This window comes from Massilia rhizosphaerae (assembly GCF_016093545.1).
Taxonomy (GTDB): Bacteria; Pseudomonadota; Gammaproteobacteria; order Burkholderiales; family Burkholderiaceae_D; genus Telluria; species Telluria rhizosphaerae.
Genome location: NZ_JADKYX010000022.1, coordinates 28998 through 46446, shown reverse-complemented (window position 1 = coordinate 46446; position 17449 = coordinate 28998). Strand labels below are relative to the sequence as shown.

Annotated in this window: 13 protein-coding genes; 7 read left to right on the top strand and 6 right to left on the bottom strand. The window is 68.3% G+C overall.

Annotated features, from left to right (window positions below; genetic code table 11):
- Positions 1-2: 2 nt before the first annotated feature.
- The 5 genes from ISF28_RS25310 to ISF28_RS25290 all read right to left on the bottom strand — a co-directional run bounded on the left by ISF28_RS25310 (position 3) and on the right by ISF28_RS25290 (position 5922).
- Entirely contained in the window at positions 3-1157 is a 1155-nt protein-coding gene (locus ISF28_RS25310; protein WP_198119948.1) for an HlyD family secretion protein, read from the bottom strand.
- Positions 1158-1165: 8 nt separating this feature from the next.
- A complete protein-coding gene (locus ISF28_RS25305; protein WP_370663497.1) occupies positions 1166-2617 on the bottom strand; it encodes an efflux transporter outer membrane subunit in 1452 nt (483 codons plus the stop codon).
- Between the two features lie 16 nt (positions 2618-2633).
- The gene (locus ISF28_RS25300; RefSeq protein ID WP_198120016.1) at positions 2634-4136 is read right to left on the bottom strand and encodes an MDR family MFS transporter; all 1503 of its coding nucleotides are present in this window, start codon (positions 4134-4136) and stop codon (positions 2634-2636) included.
- Between the two features lie 26 nt (positions 4137-4162).
- Positions 4163-4609, bottom strand: coding sequence for a MarR family winged helix-turn-helix transcriptional regulator (locus ISF28_RS25295; protein WP_198119947.1), 447 nt, complete (start codon positions 4607-4609; stop codon positions 4163-4165).
- A 263-nt stretch (positions 4610-4872) separates the two neighbouring features.
- Positions 4873-5922, bottom strand: a complete 1050-nt coding sequence (locus tag ISF28_RS25290) for an asparaginase (RefSeq protein WP_198119946.1) — start codon at positions 5920-5922, stop codon at positions 4873-4875.
- A 332-nt stretch (positions 5923-6254) separates the two neighbouring features.
- Between ISF28_RS25290 and ISF28_RS25285 the strand changes: the two genes are divergently transcribed.
- On the top strand, positions 6255-6620 hold the full coding sequence (locus ISF28_RS25285) for a hypothetical protein (protein ID WP_198119945.1): 366 nt from the start codon (positions 6255-6257) through the stop codon (positions 6618-6620).
- Between the two features lie 66 nt (positions 6621-6686).
- Here ISF28_RS25285 and ISF28_RS25280 read toward each other — a convergent pair whose 3' ends face one another.
- Positions 6687-7541 (bottom strand): pirin family protein, encoded by an 855-nt coding sequence (locus tag ISF28_RS25280; RefSeq protein ID WP_198119944.1) that lies wholly within the window; start codon positions 7539-7541, stop codon positions 6687-6689.
- A 130-nt stretch (positions 7542-7671) separates the two neighbouring features.
- Here ISF28_RS25280 and ISF28_RS25275 point away from each other — a divergent pair, with 130 nt between their 5' ends.
- From ISF28_RS25275 to ISF28_RS25250, 6 genes are all read left to right on the top strand, one after another.
- A complete protein-coding gene (locus ISF28_RS25275; protein WP_198119943.1) occupies positions 7672-9207 on the top strand; it encodes a dipeptidase in 1536 nt (511 codons plus the stop codon).
- A gap of 336 nt (positions 9208-9543) precedes the next feature.
- Positions 9544-10638 carry a galactose-1-phosphate uridylyltransferase gene (gene galT / locus ISF28_RS25270; protein ID WP_198119942.1) on the top strand — a complete coding sequence of 365 codons (1095 nt, stop codon included), beginning with the start codon at positions 9544-9546 and terminating at the stop codon, positions 10636-10638.
- Positions 10635-11756 carry a M24 family metallopeptidase gene (locus ISF28_RS25265; RefSeq protein ID WP_198119941.1) on the top strand — a complete coding sequence of 374 codons (1122 nt, stop codon included), beginning with the start codon at positions 10635-10637 and terminating at the stop codon, positions 11754-11756. The genes galT and ISF28_RS25265 overlap by 4 nt, the downstream gene beginning before the upstream one ends.
- A 1-nt stretch (position 11757) precedes the next feature.
- Positions 11758-12858, top strand: a complete 1101-nt coding sequence (gene galK, locus ISF28_RS25260; RefSeq protein WP_198119940.1) for a galactokinase — start codon at positions 11758-11760, stop codon at positions 12856-12858.
- Positions 12845-14653, top strand: a complete 1809-nt coding sequence (locus tag ISF28_RS25255) for a glycoside hydrolase family 2 protein (RefSeq protein ID WP_198119939.1) — start codon at positions 12845-12847, stop codon at positions 14651-14653. The genes galK and ISF28_RS25255 overlap by 14 nt, the downstream gene beginning before the upstream one ends.
- 191 nt (positions 14654-14844) lie before the next feature.
- Positions 14845-17448, top strand: coding sequence for an NAD(P)-binding protein (locus ISF28_RS25250; protein ID WP_198119938.1), 2604 nt, complete (start codon positions 14845-14847; stop codon positions 17446-17448).
- The last annotated feature ends 1 nt before the right edge of the window (position 17449 follow it).

The following is a 17449-nucleotide window of genomic DNA, read 5'->3' as shown; positions in this document are numbered from 1 at the left end:
AATCAATTCGCCATGTTCCTGGCGACGATGGCATCGGTCGCCGCCCGCGCCTGCTGCAACGGCTGATCGAGGACATTGGTCGCATACGCGGGCGCCGGCGCGGCGACCGTGCCGAGCGCGCTGCCGCCCTGGTTGGCGATGTCCACGTCGACCGTGGTCGACAAGCCCACGCGCAGCGGATGCGCGGCCAGCTCCTTCGGGGCGAGCGAGATGCGCACCGGCACCCGCTGCACGACCTTGATCCAGTTGCCGGTGGCGTTCTGCGCCGGCAGCAGCGAGAACGCGCTGCCCGTGCCCGCGCCCAGGCCCATGACCTTGCCGTGGTAGACCACCTTGCCGCCGTAGATGTCGGCGACGACGGTGGCCGGCTGGCCCACGCGGATGTCGCGCAGTTCCGATTCCTTGAAGTTGGCGTCGACCCACAGCTGGTCCAGCGGCACGATGGCCAGCAGCGGCGTGCCCGGCGCGATGCGGCTGCCGACCTGCACGCTGCGCTTGGCCACATAGCCCGACACCGGCGCGACGATGGCGTTGCGGCGCGCGGCCAGCCACGCGGCCAGGTAGTCCGCCTTCGCGGCCAGCACGGCCGGGTGCTCGGCGGGCGACACGCCCGCCACCGTCACGCGCGCGGCCGCGAGCTGCTTCTGCGCCACTTCCAGCGCGGCTTTGGCGTCGTCGACGGCGCGCCGGGCGTGCGCCACGTCCTCGCCGGAGACGAGGCGGTCGGCCGCCAGCGGCGCGCGGCGCGCCAGGTCTTCCTGCTTGGCCTTGAGTTCCACGCGGCGCTGGCCGACGAGGGCCTCGTACTGCGCCACGTTGGTGTAGCGCTCGCGCTGCTGGCGCACGGCCGTGCCCAGGCGCGCCTCGGCCTGGGCCAGCGCGACTTCGGCGTCGGACGGATCGAGGCGGACGATCTCCATGCCGGCCCGCACGAGCTGGGTCTCGTCGGCACGGATCTCGACGACGCTGCCCGCCACCTGCGACGACACGTTCACGAGGTTGCCGCCCACGTAGGCGTTGTCCGTCTCGACGCGCTTGGACAGCACCAGCGCGTAATAGGCGCCGTAGGCCGCGCCGGCGGCGAGGAAGGCGACGGTGATGCCGGCCAGGACGGCGCGGCGTTTATTGTTCGAGTTGGCTTGGGTCTCGGTGCTCATGGTGTCGTTCACTTCGTATTCGATTGGGTGAGGGCGGGCGACGTCGGCGGCGCCGCGTGATAGCCGCCGCCGAGCGCCTTGATGAGGGCGACCTGGGTCTGCAGGCGCGCGTCCGTCAGCTGCAGGCCGGCGTCGCGCTGGCGCAGCACGGCCATGCGCGCCTGCAGCACAGCGGCGTGGTCGGCCAGGCCGCGCCGCATGCGCGCCTCGGCGTTCGCGACCAGTTTGCGGCTCGCGTCCAGCGTCGCGGCGTGCGCCTGCGTCTCCTGCGCGATGCCTTGCAGGGTGGCCGCCTCGCGCGCGACGTCGCGCACCGCGTCCAGCACGGCCTCGTCGTACTCGGCCAGCAGTTCGTCGCGGCTGCTGCGCGCGCTGCCCAGCTGGGCGTGCAGGCGGCCGCTGTCGAACAGTGGCAGGTCGAGCGTGGCGCCGATCAGCGGCGTGCGGCTCGGATAGCGCAGCAGCTTGCCGAGCGACGTCGCATCGAGGCCGATGGCAGCTGCGAGGTTGATGTCGGGCCGGAACGCCGCTTCGCTGGCCGCCACGCGGCCCAGCTGCGCCTCCACGCGCCAGCGCGCCGCCTGCAGGTCGGGGCGGCGCGCGAGCAATTCCATGCCCAGTTCGCGCGGCACGGCGTCGATCGCGGGCGCCGGCTGGAAGCGGGCGAGGTCGTCCAGCGCGGCGGCGTCGCCACCGATCAGGGCGCGCAGGCCTTCGCGTTCGCGCGCGGCGTCGGTGGCGTAGCGCGCGGCCTGTTCCTGCAGCGCGGCCAGGTCCTGCTCGGCGCTCTGCAGGCTGTCGAGGCTCAGCAGGCCGTGGGCCATGCGCGTCTTGCGGCCGGCGATCACGTCGCGCTGCAGGGCGATCAGCGCGTTCGTGTTGTCCTGGCGCGCCCACAGCATCTGCAGGCGCAGATAGCTCTGCACGACGGCCGCCGTGAGCGTCAGGCGCGCCTGCGCGCTTTCCGCGGCGGCCGCATTCGTCTCGCCCAGCGCGGCGGCGATGAGGGCGCGGTGCTTGCCCCACCAGTCGACGTCGTAGCTGGCGCGCAGCGCGACGGAGGCGTCGTTGAACCACGCCCCGCCGATCGGCGGCGGGAAAAATCCGTTCGAGGAATAGCGCTGGCGGTTCAGGCCTGTCGCCAGGTCCACGCGGCCGCCTTCGTCCGCGACCGCCACGCCGAACGCCGCGCGGGCGCTGGCGACGCGCGCGGCGGCCACGGCGAGCGTCGGACTGTCGCGCAGGGCGCGGGCCACGAGCGCGTTCAGCTGCGGGTCGCGGTAATCGAGCCACCACTGGTCGGCCGGCCAGGCGTCGGCCGGCAGGCGGATCGCGCTCGCATGCTGGGCGTGCGCGACATCGGGTCCCTTGACCGGGTGCGCGTCGGGCGGGACGCTGATGCAGCCGGACAGCAGGGCCAGTGCCGCGGCCGCGATGGGAATCAGTTTGAAGTGTCGCACGTGAAGGTCTTTCGGTTCATTCGAGGGCCGCGTGGTCCACCTGCGCGGGCGCGGCGGCTCTCTTGGGCGGGCGGATCAGCAGCAGCGTCGGGATCACGGCCAGGGTCAGGAGCATCATGAGCCAGTAGTCGTCGACGTAGGCGATCATCGACGCCTGGCGCGTGATTTCGTTGTTGATGAGGGCCGGGCCGGCCTGCGTCGCCAGGTCGTAGAGACCTACGGGATCGCGCACGGCCGGATTCGCGGCGTTCACCTGCGTGACCAGCGACGCGTGCGCAATCTGCGTGTTGCGCACGAGGAGCGCCTGCACGAGGGCGATGCCGATCGACGAGCCGATGTTGCGCACGAGGCTGTACAGGGCCGTGCCTTCCGCGCGCATCTGCGGCGAGAGCGTGGCGAACGTGGCGGCCGACAGCGGCACGAACACGAGGCCCAGGCCGACGCCCTGGATCACGCCCGGCCACACGATGTCCGACTGCGACAGCACGAGCGTGTAATGCGTCATCTGCCACAGCGAGAACGCGGTGATGGCGAAGCCGACGCCGAGCAGCAGCCGGAAATCGACCTTGCCCGTGAGGCGGCCGACGACCAGCATCGCGGCCATCGTGCCCAGGCCCGACGGTGCCGTCACGAGGCCGGCCAGCTTGGCCGGATACCCCATCAAGCCCTGCAGCATCGTCGGCATCAGCGCGCGCGTCGCGAACAGGACCATGCCGACGATGAAGATCAACAGCAGGCCCGTGACGTAGTTGGCGTTCTTGAGCAGGCGGAAGTCGACGAAGGACTGGCCGGCGGGGCGCGTCAGCGTGTGGCCGATGAAGTAGGAGAACGCGAGCGTCGTCAGGATCAGCTCGACCCACGTCTCGGTCGACCCGAACCAGTCGTTCTGCTCGCCGCGGTCGAGCAGCATCTGCAGCGCGCCGATGGCGACGGACAGCGTGACGAAGCCGAACACGTCGAAGCGGATGCGGCGCGCCGGATCGGTCCCGTGGATATAGCGCCAGATGCCCCAGAAGGCCATCGCGCCGATCGGCACGTTGATGAAGAACACCCAGCGCCAGCTGTAGCTGTCCGTCAGCCAGCCGCCGAGGGTCGGTCCCAGGATCGGGCCGATCATCACGCCCATGCCCCACACGGCCATCGCGGAGCCGTGCTTTTCGCGCGGGTTGATGTCGAGGAGGACGGACTGCGACAGCGGCACGAGCGCCGCGCCGAACACGCCCTGCAGCATGCGCGCGACGACGATTTCCGTCAGCGTGGCCGAGATCCCGCACAGCACCGAGGCGAGCGTGAAGCCGGCGACGGACACGAGGAACACGTTCTTCAGGCCGAAGCGGTCGACGAGCCAGCCGTTGAGCGGCGTCGCGATGGCGGCCGCCACGATGAACGACGTCAGCACCCACGTGATCTGGTCCTGCGACGCCGACAGCGATCCCTGCATGTGCGGCAGGGCGACGTTCGCGATGGTGCCGTCCAGCGCCTGGATGATCGTCGCCAGCATGATCGAGATCGTGATCATCGTGCGGTTGATGGGCGCCGCCGTGGTCACAGGGCGTCCTCGATGCGCTGCTTCAGCGCTTCCAGCAGGACGGCGGCGGCGGTGAGCGCTTCCTGGTCGATGCCGGCCAGCAGGTTCGCGCGGAACGCGGCCGCTTCCTGGTGGACTTCGTCGTAGACGGTCTTGCCGGTGTCGGTCAGGTGCACGAGTTTCACGCGGCGGTCGGTGGGGGAGGGCGCGCGCGTGACCAGGCCGTCGCGCTCCAGGCGGTCCAGCATCGACACCATCGACGGCCCCTCGACGCCGACCAGGTCGGCCAGCGCCCGCTGCGACATCGGCTCGCCCGACTTGGCGACCATCGCGATCGTGATCCACCCGGACTGGCCGATGCCGAGGTGCTTGAGGCGCTTGTCCAGCGCGAGCCGCCACAGGCGCGCGCTCGTGTGCAGCGCCGCCGAGAAGCGCTCGCCGGCCGATTCGGGTAGGCTACTCATCATTAGTCATGAAATAGATAGAAACCTATCGAGTTTAGTTCATGGAAACAAACTGTGCAAGAGACCGAAATTCGGGGTCAGAGCACTTTTCGCGACAAATTCGGGGTCAGAGCACTTTTTCGAACAATTGATCTGGCAGTGGGACAGCCGATGAATACGGGGCTGTTTTCCCGGTGCCTGCCGCCCATCAGGGGCAAATATGGTTGCGGCGCCATTTCACCAAAAAGTGCTCTGACCCCGAATTTCTGCTCTGACCCCGAATTTCAGGTTGGGGAATCGGCTTGTTCGAGTGTGAAGACGGCGTGGATGTCGCCGGCCACGATGCCGCGGGCGTTCTTGAGCGGCGGGGCGCGGTAGGGTTCCAGGTGGGCGCGGCGGGTGGCGTCCAGCAGGCCCAGCTGGTCGAGCACGGCGAACGTGGCCGGGTGCAGGGCGCGCGGGGCGCCGTCCGAGACCTTGATCGCGATGCCGATGCCGGCCGAGCGGATGCCGATGGCCTGCACGGCGTCGGCGCCGATCTTGGCGACCCAGTCGCCGCCGCCGGCCTGCATCCAGGCGAGGTCGGTGCGCGAATCGCCCGACACCATGTCCGGATGGCCCGTCATCGCGTCGAACAGCTCGCCCAGCGCGCTGCCCAGGCGGGCGTCCGGGCCCGGTTGCGCCAGGCGCGCGTACAGGTGCGCGAGGCGCGCCAACGGCATCGCGTAATTCGGCGCGGAGCAGCCGTCGATGCCCATCGGCAGGGTGTCTTCCGCCATCTGCACGCAGTCGGCCAGGGTGGCGCGGATGGCCCGCTGCAGCGGGTGCGCGGGATCGACGTAGCCGTCGGTGGGCACGCCGTGCAGGCGGCACCAGCCGAGGAAGCCGCTGTGCTTGCCCGAGCAATTGTGATGGACCGTGCGCCAGCGCCGTCCGGCCGGCACGGGCAGGCCGACAGCGTCGTAGTACAGCGGCGCCGCGCAGCCGCAGGCGAGCTCGCTTTCGTCGACGCCGATCTTGTCGAGGATGGCCGTCACGCCCACCAGATGCTTTTCTTCGCCGGAGTGGCTGGCGCACAGCAGCGCGAGCTCGGCGCGCGTGAGTCCGAAGCGGGCGGGGCCGTCGTCCAGCACGAAGGGCAGGGCCTGGAACGGCTTCAGCGCCGAGCGGGTGAAGGTCATGACGTCGGGATCGCCCGCCGACCACAGCAGGCGCCCGGCCACGTCGACGACGGCGATCGAACCGTAGTGGATGTTCTCGACCGCATAGCCGCCGGCGTGGCCGCGGTCCTGCGGATAGCCACGCGTCGTGGCCACCAATGGCACTGGATGCATCGGTCTCTCCTTCGCCTGGATGGGCTTTCTGGAAGCCGACACTGTAACGGATAACGGCCGCCGCGCGCGCCCGGCAGCCTGCCGAAACGATGCCAAAAACTGTATGCATCCGCTGCAATTCGGCCCGGTTTTTCGACCGTTCATCCCCTGTTTTCGACGGTTCGGCAGTTCGCCGATGACGCTTGATGAAGCGCTTCCTACACTGTCATCACTCGCCGCACATTAACGACGCGGCGATATGAAAATCGGTGGGCCGCTTGAGCATCAAACGATCATTTTGGAATCGAGCTCGTGGTCCGTTCTATGTTTCGTATCTTGACTTTGGAGCAATCATGCGCATTCAACAAGCCCTGGCCTTCATCGGTGCCGCCACCCTGTCGCTGTCCGCGTTCGCCGACCCGTCCGTCGCACCCATGTCGTCCATGGCCGGCAACGTGCTGGTCCAGGGGGCACCGCATGCCTATCGCCTGACCTGGGACGAAGCCGAGCACATGCGTGGCGCGTTCCGCCTCACCGACGGCCGCACCGTCAAGGTGACGAACCGGATGAACAAGCTGTACGTCGACCTGGATGGCAAGCACGAAGAATTGGTGCCGGTCGGTCCCAAGAAATTCGTCACGCGCGACACCGGCGCCATCGTCGCCTTCAACCAGGTGCCGTTCGCCGACGAGGTCGTCGTCAACCAGGCCGCGCGCTGATGCGCGGCGCAGAACACGGCCGGCCTGGCCGATGCGGTCCGGGCCGGCGCCTTTCAACGCCGCGATTCAGATCGGCGCGCCGAAGCGTCCGGCCTGGTAGTCATGGATCGCCTGCTGGATTTCCGCGCGCGTATTCATGACGAACGGCCCGTGCGCCACGACCGGTTCGCGGATCGGCTCGGCATGACCCAGCAGCAGGATGCTGTCGTGGTCGGCCCGGATCTCCAGTTCGTCGCCCTGCGGCTCGAACTCGGCCAGGTGGAACGCGCTGACCGTCTCCGGCGCGCACTGGATCACGCCGCGCACGACGTACAGGAACACATTGCGGTCCAGTAGTCCTTCCACGTGCAGGCGCGCGCCTGCCTTCATCTCCACCGTGCACAGGAACACGCCCGTCAGCGATTCGACCGGGCCCGTCACGCCGCCATGCGTCCCCGCCACGAGGTGCACGCGCACGCCCGCGCCGTCGTCCACGACGGGGATCGCGTCGCGCTGCAGGCCGACGTAGCGCGGCGCCGTCATCTTGAGGGCGGGCGGCAGGTTGACCCACAGCTGCAGGATCTCCAGCGGCCCGCCGCGTTCCATGAATTCCCGCGGCGATACCTCCGCGTGCACGATGCCGCGGCCGGCCGTCATCCATTGCACGCCGCCGGGACCGATCACGCTCTCGTGGCCCGCGCTGTCGCGGTGCGCGAGGAGGCCGTCGAGGATGAACGTGACGGTCTCGAAGCCGCGGTGCGGATGCGGGCCGAACGGCAGGCCGCGGTTGTGCGGCGGGTAGACCTGCGGCCCGTGGTGGTTGAGGAACAGGAAGGGATCCACCTGGTCCAGATGCGGGCTGGGCACGGGACGCTGCGTGATCAGGTCGCCGATGTCGTCGCGCAGCGCGGGGTGGACCCGGCGGATGATCTTGTACGTCATGCGTTCTCCTTGATCGAGCCATCGATGGCGAGGCCATACGATAGCCGATTGCGCGGCGAAGGGTCGCCAGCACGCTTTCCGCTTCCCTGCTAGACTTTTTGCGCATTTGCAATCATGGAGACGTTAAACGATGAAAACGAAAACCAGCGCACGCAACCTGGCGGCGGCCATCAGCCTCGCCTGGGCGGCCGGCGCGATGGGGGCGCCGACCGCGGCCCCGGCCGTACCGGACGAGACGGCGATCAAGGCGGCCAAACACGCGGTGACGGCTTACCACGACGACGTCGTCGATACCCTGGCCAAGCTCGTCAGCTACAACACGGTGGCCGACAAGGACATCCCGTGCGACCGCAATCCGCGCCACCTGGCGTTCAAGGCCTACCTGCAGCAGGAAGCCCAGCGCCTGGGCCTGGACTTCGCCGACTATGGCTGCGTGGCCGTCGTCGGCCTCGGCAAGGGGCTTGAGCGCGTGGGCGTCGTCGCGCACGGCGACGTGCAGCCCGTCGATCCGGCCAAGTGGAAGAAGTCGCCGTTCGAGCTGGACCGCACGAGCGAGCCGGGCCGCCTGCTGGCGCGCGGGGCCGAGGACGACAAGGGCCCGATCGCCACCGCGCTGTACGCGATGAAGTCGCTCAAGGATTTGCAGGTGCCGCTGTCCAAGCGCATCGAGCTGTACGTCTACATGGCCGAGGAATCGGACTGGGCCGCGCTGGAAGCCTTCATGAAGACGCATACGGTGCCGCAGATGAACATCACGCTCGACTCGGAGTATCCGGCCGTGACGGCGGAGAAGGGCTATGGCACGCTGGCCGTCACCATGCCGGCCAAGACCGCCGCGCCGTCCGCGGGCGCGCCGTTCGTGAAGGCGTTCAAGGGCGGCTTCTTCGGCAGCCAGATTCCGGAGGATGCCGAAGCCGTCGTCGCCGACGCGACGCCGGCGCTGGAAGCGCAGATCCGCGCGCGCGCCGCCAAGCAGGCCGGCATGCACTACCAGTTCGCGTGGCAAGACAAGGACTTGCGCGTCACGGCCAAGGGCCTGTCGGCGCACTCGTCCAAGCCGGAAAACGGCGTCAACGCGATCAGCATGCTGGCCGACGCGCTCGCCGTGCAGCCGTGGCCGGACACGACCGCCGGCGCGCTGGTGAACTTCCTCAACGACATGGTGGGCACCGGCTACTACGGCGAGAAATTCGGCAGCATCGCCTACCGCGACGACTTCATGGGCCCGATGACGTTCGCCCCGACCGTGATCCGCCAGCAACAGGACGGCGGCATCGAACTGTCGATCAACATCCGCCGTCCGCAGGGCAAGACCGCGGAGCAATTGACGAACGAGATCAATGCCGCGCTCGCGCAGTGGCAGGGCGCGCACGTGCAGCTGGCGAACGTCAAGACGCAGATCGGCGACCCGTGGGTGCAAAAGGATGCGCCGCAGCTGCCGGTGCTGATGAAGACGTTTGCCTACTTCACGGGCGTCAAGGATCCGAAACCGGTCGCGATCGGCGGCGGGACCAATTCGCGCTTGTTCCCGCATGCCGTCAGCTTCGGCCCGGCCATGCCGCACACGGTCTACACGGGCCATTCGGAACACGAGTTCATCACGACCAAGCAATTGCTGCTGAACCTGCAAATGTACACGGCGGTGCTCGCGGAGCTCGCCAAATGATGTGACATTCCGGCCCCCCCCGGGCCCGCTTGCGGGGGCGCTTCACGATTTTGGTCGCTCGGCCGTCGTGTAGGTCGGCTTCTCGCCGAACTGTGTAAATCCTTCCAAAAATTTTGTAGGTTTGGGCCTACGCAGCATCCTTTTTCATAGGGAGAAAATGCCTGTGGGGCCCCTTTTCCCTCGGAGAGCCAGCAGGCCGGGCCAAGGCGTCCCGGTATGGCTCCGCATGGTCCGTTGATTGTCGGAAAAGCTACAGCTGACCCCGAGAAAATGTGGCGAAAACGCCATGATAGGATCAGGCCTGATACGAGGAGAACAGCCTGATTCGTGGATGCCATGCACAGCCGAGACCTGATCAAACCTGACGGAAGACACCTGACGTTGTACAGCAACCGTCCGATCCCGGACGGCATCGTCGCGACCAGCCCCTTCGCCGAGCCGCAGCACGCCAACCCGCACCTGCGCTGGCATCCGCTGCGCGGCGAGTGGGTCGCGTACGCCGCGTTCCGCCAGAACCGCACGTATCAGCCGCCGCCGCAATACAACCCGCTGGCCCCCACGCGCGACCCGGAGCACCCGACCGAGATGCCGGCCGGCGACTACGAGATCGCCGTGTTCGACAACCGCTTCCCCTCGCTCGCGCTGGACGCGCACGACCCGCCCGCGTTGACGGTGCCGACCGCGCCCGCCAACGGCGAATGCGAGGTGGTCGTGTTCACGCAGGACCCGCAGACGCCGCTGGGCCGCCTGCCGCTGGCGCGCATCGAATTGCTGCTGGACGTCTGGGGCGACCGCACGCGCCGTATCGGAGGCAGCCACCACATCCAGTACGTGCTGCCGTTCGAGAACCGCGGCGCGGAAGTGGGCGTGACCCTGCACCATCCGCACGGCCAGATCTATGCCTATCCGTTCGTGCCGCCCGTGCCCGCGCGCCAGCTGGCGCAGGAACGCGAGTACTACCTGCAGCACGGCACGAGCCTGTTGTGCGACATGGCGCGCGACGAAGCGGAGGACGGCAAGCGCGTGGTGTACCAGGACGAGCACGCGATCGCCTTCGTGCCGGCCTGCGCGCGTTATCCGTACGAGGTGTGGACGATGCCCGCCGCGCCCTGCAAGGACTTCGCCGCGCTCGCCCCGGCGCAGCGCGCAAGCCTGGCGCGCGCGTTGAAAACCGTGCTGCTCAAGTTCGATTGCCTGTGGGAGCGGCCGTTCCCCTACCTGATGGTGTGGTACCAGGCGCCGACGGACGGCGCCGACCACCTTGAAACGCAGCTGCACTGCCAGTTCTATCCGCCGTACCGCACGCGCGACCGCCTGAAATACCTGGCCGGCACGGAGATCGGCGCCGGCATGTTCGCGATGGACGTGCTGCCCGAGACGACCGCGTACGAGCTGCAGCAGATCGACGTGCGGCTGGAGGAAGCGGCATGATCACGTTCGCCGACGACACCCGCGCGGCCGAAGTGGCGGCCAAGCTCGCGCTGCTGCGCGCGGCGCTGGCCGAAACCGGCGCCGGCGCCATCCGCCTGCGCGGCACCGACTGGTTCGCGTGGGCGACGGCGGGCGGCGACGCGGCCGTGCTGCTGGCCGCCGACTGCGGCGTGGCGGAGGTGCTCGTCACGCGCGACGAAGCCGTCGTGCTCACGGACGCCATCGAGGCCGAGCGCCTGCGCCTGGAACAGGTGCCGCCCGGCTTCACGTTCCACGTCGCGCCCTGGACCGAGACGGAGCTGCGCGAAACCTATGTGCTGGGCGCGGCCGCCGGCGGCGTTGTGCTGTCCGACCGCCCGCGCACTGGCAACGGCAGCAGCGAGCAGCCGCTGCCGGCGAGCCTGCGCCTGCGCCGCATGGTCCTGCTGCCGTCCGAGCAGGACCGCTACCGCGCGCTCGGCGCGGAGGCGTCTTGCGCGATGACGGACACCCTGCGCGCCGCGCGGCCGGCATGGACCGAGCTCGAACTGGCGGCGGCGGGCGCGCAAGCGTTGTGGCGGCGCGGGATCCAGCCCGCGCTCGTGCTGGCCGCGGGGGCACGGCGCTTGCCGGCGTTCCGCCATCCCGTGCCCACGCCCGAAGTGTTGGGCAAGCGCGCGCTGCTCGTGTTCTGCGCGCGCCGCCACGGGCTCGTCGCCAGCCTGTCGCGCGCCGTCGCCTTCGGCCGGCTGTCGGATGACGAGCGCAACGCCGAGGCCGACCTGCTGCAGGTCGAGGCGACGGGACTCGACGCGGTGCGGCCGGGCCAGTCGCTGGCCGCCGTCTACCACGCGCTCGACGCGGCCTACCGCCACGTGAATCGTCCGGACGCGATCCGCGAGCACCACCAGGGCGGCATCGCGGGCTACCAGGCGCGCGAGATCGTCGCCAGCCCCAGCACCGCGACGGGCATCGAGACGGGCATGGCGTTCGCGCTCAATCCCAGCTTCGCCGGGATGAAGGTGGAGGACACGTTCCTGCTCGGCGAGGACGGGCTGGACAACCTGACGCTGGACGCGGCATGGCCGGCGACGACAATCCAGGGCCGCGCGCGACCCGTTTGGCTGGAGGTGGCATGACATGAATAATCCCGAGACCTTCTTCGGCGGCGCCCCGGAGGCGCTGGCGTCGGCGCCCGGCCGCGTCAACCTGCTGGGCGAGCACACCGACTACAACGACGGCTACATGCTGCCCGTGGCGACGCCGCAGCGCACCGAGGTCGCGCTCGCCCACAGCCACGACGACCAGCACCACCTGTATTCCGGCACCCTGGACGGCAACGTCACGTTCGCGGCCAAAGGGGGCAGCGCGCCGCAGGGCTTCGGCAGCTATATCGAAGGCTGCATCCGCCTCGTCGAAGCGACGGGCATCACGGTACCGCCGCTGCGCGTGTTCGTGACGACGAACCTGCCGGTGGGCTCGGGCCTGTCGTCGTCGGCCGCGCTGGAAGTGGCGATGCTGCGCGCGCTGCGCAACCTGCTCGGCTTCACGCTCGACAACGTCAAGCTGGCGCAAATCGCCCAGCGCGCCGAGATCGAATATGCCCGCGTCAACTGCGGCATCATGGACCAGATGGCGTCCAGCCTGTGCGACGAGCGCAACATGCTGTTCATCGACGCGCGCACGCTGGAGCACCGCCTCGTGCCGATGCCCGCCGGGACGGAACTGATCGTCGTCGACTCCGGCGTGCCGCGCACGCTCGCGGCCAGCAAGTACAACGAACGGCGCGCCGAATGCGAGGAGGCGGCGCGCAAGCTGGGCGTGCGCGCGCTGCGCGACGTGACCGACCCGGCCGCCGTCGACGCGCTGCCCGACGTGCTGCGCCGGCGCGCGCGCCACGTCGTGCTGGAAGACCTGCGCGTGCTGGAAGCGGCGCGGGGCGTGTCGGCCGAACGATTCGGCGAACTGATGAACGCGTCGCACGACAGCCTGCGCGACGACTACGAGGTGTCGATTCCCGAGCTCGACCAGTTGGTGGCCGCGCTGCGCGCCGCCCCGGGCGTGCTCGGCGCGCGCCTGACCGGCGCCGGATTCGGCGGCGCCACCGTGGCCTTGTGCCACTCTGGGCAGGCCAGGCAGGCGGCCGACATCGCACTCTCCACCTACAACAAAGCAGGACGCCAGGGACGCATCCTGATCCCGGTCCCGACCCAAGGAAAGGAAAACAATGAGCCAGTTTGAGTATCCTCGCCCGCAGCTGGTCCGCGACAATTGGATCAACCTGAACGGTAAATGGCGCTTCCGTTTCGACGATGACCTCGTCTGCAAGATGCCGGACGGCGTGAACGGCTGGACCCACGAGATCAACGTGCCGTTCGCGCCCGAGACCGAGATGTCCGGCATCGAGAACACCGGCTTCCACCGCTTCTGTTGGTACGAGCGCGACTTCGAGCTGATGCCGTCCGACCGGCGCGTCATCCTGCACTTCGGCGCCGTCGACTATTTTTGCCGCGTGTGGGTCAACGGCCAGCTCGTGGCCGAGCACGAGGGCGGCCACACGCCGTTCCGTGCCGACGTCACCGCCGCCCTGCGGCCGGACGGCAGGCAGACCGTGACCGTGTTCGTCGAGGACGATCCGGCCGACCTCGCCAAGCCGCGCGGCAAGCAGGACTGGCTGCTGGAGCCGCACTCGATCTGGTATCCGCGCACGACCGGCATCTGGCAGACCGTGTGGGTCGAGCAGGTCGCCCGCACCTTCATCCAGACCGTGCGCTGGACGCCGCTGTTCGAAACCTTCGAGATCGGCTGTGAAGTCTTTGCCGGCGGCGACATCCAGGAAGACATGTTCGTCGAAGTCAAGATCTGGCACGGCAAGCAATTGCTGGCGGACGACAACTACAAATTGCTGGCCGGCGAGGCCAACCGCAAGATCGCGCTGTCCGACCCCGGCATCGACGATTCGCGCAACGAATTGCTGTGGAGCCCGGAACGTCCCACCTTGCTGGACGCGGAGGTGATCCTGCGCTGCGGCGGCAAGATCGTCGACCACGTGAAATCGTACACGGCGCTGCGCGCCTTCCACATCAACCGCGACCGCCTGCTGCTGAACGGCCGTCCGTATCCGCTGCGCCTCGTGCTCGACCAGGGCTACTGGAACGAGTCGTTCATGACGGCGCCGTCGGACGAACACCTCAAGCGCGACGTCGAACTGGCCAAGCTGATGGGCTTCAACGGCGTGCGCAAGCACCAGAAGATCGAGGATCCGCGCTACCTGTACTGGGCCGACAAGCTGGGGCTGCTCGTGTGGGAAGAGATGCCCTCGGCGTACCGGTTCTCGCCGCGCGCGATCACGCGCATGGTCAAGGAATGGACCGAGGCCATCGAGCGCGACTACAGCCACCCGTGCATCATCGTGTGGGTGCCGTTCAACGAATCCTGGGGCGTGCCGAACCTGACATTGACCCAGGCGCATCGCAATGCGGTCGAGGCGCTGTACCACTTGACGCGCACCCTCGACGCGACCCGCCCGGTGATCGGCAACGACGGCTGGGAAGCCTCGGCCACCGACATCCTGGGCATCCACGACTACGACTGCAACCCGGACAAGGTCAAGGCCCGCTACGAGGTCAGCGACCCCGTACGCACGCTGTTCGACCAGCGCCGCCCAGGCGGACGCATCCTCACCCTGGACGGCTTCCCACACCGCGGCCAGCCCATCGTGCTCACCGAATTCGGCGGCATCGCGTACGACCCGAACGCGACGCCGGAGGACGGCACGTGGGGCTATACCCGTGCCCATACGGCCGAGAGTTTTCACGCGCTGTACCAACGCCTGCTGAAGGTGGTCAACGAGACCTTCATGTTCAGCGGCTTCTGTTATACCCAGTTCGCCGACACGTTCCAGGAAGCGAACGGCCTGCTCAACGCGGACCGTACGCCCAAGCTGCCGTTCGAGGTGATCAGCGCGGCCACGCGCAACGCCGACCTCGAACCCAAGGACGTGGAAGAGGAGGGAGAAGGGCCGGGCACCGCTTGACGTATCTGACGTATCGAGCAAGGTAGGTCGAACGCGCCGCCCGGCGCACTCCGAACCCTGTCGCGAGCACGGCACCTCAGGGCGCCTGCCCCCACCGTTGCGCGGCCGCGCAAGGCCGCGCTGTGGGTCGGCACGCCCGTCCGTGCCGCAACGCATTCGATCAAGCCCGCAGGGGCGAAAAGGAGTTCATCATGACCACGATCGTCGTTTTCAGCCACTTGCGCTGGGATTTCGTCTTCCAGCGGCCGCAGCATCTGCTGTCGCGGCTGGCGCAGCATTATCCGATCCTGTTCGTCGAGGAACCGGAATACGATGACGGCGCCCCGTTCATGGAACGATCCAGTCCCGTCCCCAACGTGACCGTGTGCCGCGCGCACACGCCCATCCACGCCAACGGATTCCACGACGACCAGCTGCGCCTGCTCCAACCCATGGTGGCGCAGTTGGCACCGCCGGGTGAGGAAGTCGTCGCCTGGTTCTACACGCCGATGGCCCTGCCGCTGCTGCAATCGCTGCGGCCCGCGCTCGTCGTGTACGACTGCATGGACGAACTGGCGTCGTTCAAGAATTCGCCGAAACAATTGCTGCAGCGTGAAAGCGCGCTGCTGTCCATCGCCGACCTCGTGTTCACCGGCGGCCCCAGCCTGTACGAGGCCAAGCGCCACCGCCATCCGAACGTCCATTGCTTCTCGTCCAGCGTGGACGTCGTGCACTTCCAGCAGGCGCTGGACCGCACGCGCGCGCATCCGCAGCAGGACGCGCTCGCGCGTCCGCGCCTGGGCTTCTACGGCGTGCTGGACGAGCGCTTCGACCCGGACCTCGTCGGCGCCGTGGCCGAAGCCCATCCGGAATGGCAGATCGTGCTGGCCGGACCGATCGTCAAGATCGACCCGGAGCGTCTTCCACGCGGCCCCAACCTCCATTATCTCGGCCAGCAACCGTATGCCGCCTTGCCCGACCTGCTGGCCGGCTGGGACGTCTGCCTGATGCCGTTCGCCATCAACGAGGCGACGAAATACATCAGCCCGACCAAGGTGCTCGAATACATGGCGGCCCAGTTGCCGATCGTCAGCACGCCGATCGCCGACGTGGCCAATCCGTACGGCCACGTCGTCGCCATCGCCGCCACGCCCGACGAATTCGTCGCCGCCTGCGAAGCGGCCCTGGCGCAGACGCCCGAACAGCGCCGCCACATGGTCGACGCGATGCAGGCCGTCGTCGCCGCCACGTCGTGGGACAACACGGTCGCGCGCATGCGCGAACTGATCGACACCGCGCCGCCGCACACGGACCGGCGCGCGACGCCGCGCCACGCGGATGGCCCGGACGATGCGGCGGCCGCCTCGCGCCGCGGCTCGAAGGTCAACCCGCTGCGGGCGCACGAGCCGCACGTGGGCACGATCATCATCGGCGGCGGCCCGACGGGCCTGTCGGCCGCTTACCACCTGGGCGCCGACACGCTGCTGCTGGACCGCAACGAGAGCGTCGGCGGCTGGTGCCGCTCGATCGAAGACAATGGCTTCACGTTCGATCACGCCGGCCACATCATGTTCTCGAACGACCCGTACGTGCTCAAGATGTACGACGTGCTGCTGGGCGATAATGTGCACTGGCAGAACCGCGAGGCCTGGATCTACAGCAAGGGCGTCTACACCCGCTATCCATTCCAGGGCGCGCTGTACGGCCTGCCGCCGAAAGTGATCACGGAATGCGTGATGGGCGCCATCGAAGCCCGCTACGAAAGCGCCGAGGGCAAGACGGCGGCCGCGCAGGCCGTCGACGACTGCTGCGCGGACGGCACGACGGACGTGTGCAATACCGACCGCGCCGTGAAAGGCGAAGTGAGGAATTTCGAACAATTCATCTACAAGGTGTGGGGCAAGGGCATCGCCAAACACTTCGCGATCCCGTACAACCGCAAGATCTGGACGGTGCCGCTGGCCGAGATGGAAACGTCATGGCTGGGCGGACGCGTGCCGTTGCCGAACCTGGAAGAAATCATCCAGGGCGCGCTGGAGCCGTCGCCGAAACCGCTGGGCCCGAACGCGCGCTTCGGCTATCCGCTCAAGGGCGGGTTCCAGGCCTTGATGAATGGCTTCCTGCCCCACATCAAGGGCAAGATCGAATTGAATGCGGACGTCGCGAAAGTGCTGCCGCGCGAACACATCGTCGCCCTGCGCGACGGGCGCCGCTTCCGCTACGACGACCTGGTTTCCACGATGCCGCTGCCGGAACTCGTCAAGGCGATGGGCGACGAGGCCCCGGAAGAGGTGAGGGCGGCGGCGAAAGGCTTGCGCCACGTGTCGATCCGCTGCGTGAACATCGGCATCGACCGCGTGGCGACGGACAAGCACTGGATCTACTATCCGGAAGACACGATCTTCCACCGCATCTTCGTGCAGGGCAACGCGAGCCCCGGCTGCAATCCGCCGGGCGGCTTCGGCTTCACGTGCGAGATCTCGTATTCGCCGTATAAACCGCTGCCCGTCGATGGCGACGCGCTGGTCGCGCGGGCCATCGAGGATTGTCGCAAGGTCGGCATGATCCAGGACGGCGACACGATCCTGGCCGCGCACCAGGTCGACATGCCTTACGCCTACGTGCTGTACGACCACGCGCGCGCCCGCAACGTCGAGACGTGCAAGGCCTGGCTGAAGCAGTTCGACATCACGCTCGTCGGCCGTTACAGCGAGTGGGAATACTACAATTCCGACCACGCCCTGCTGGCCGGCAAGCGCGGCGCGGACATCGTGCGGGCCAAGCGGACGCAGGCGCAGCAGGTCGGGGCGGAATAGG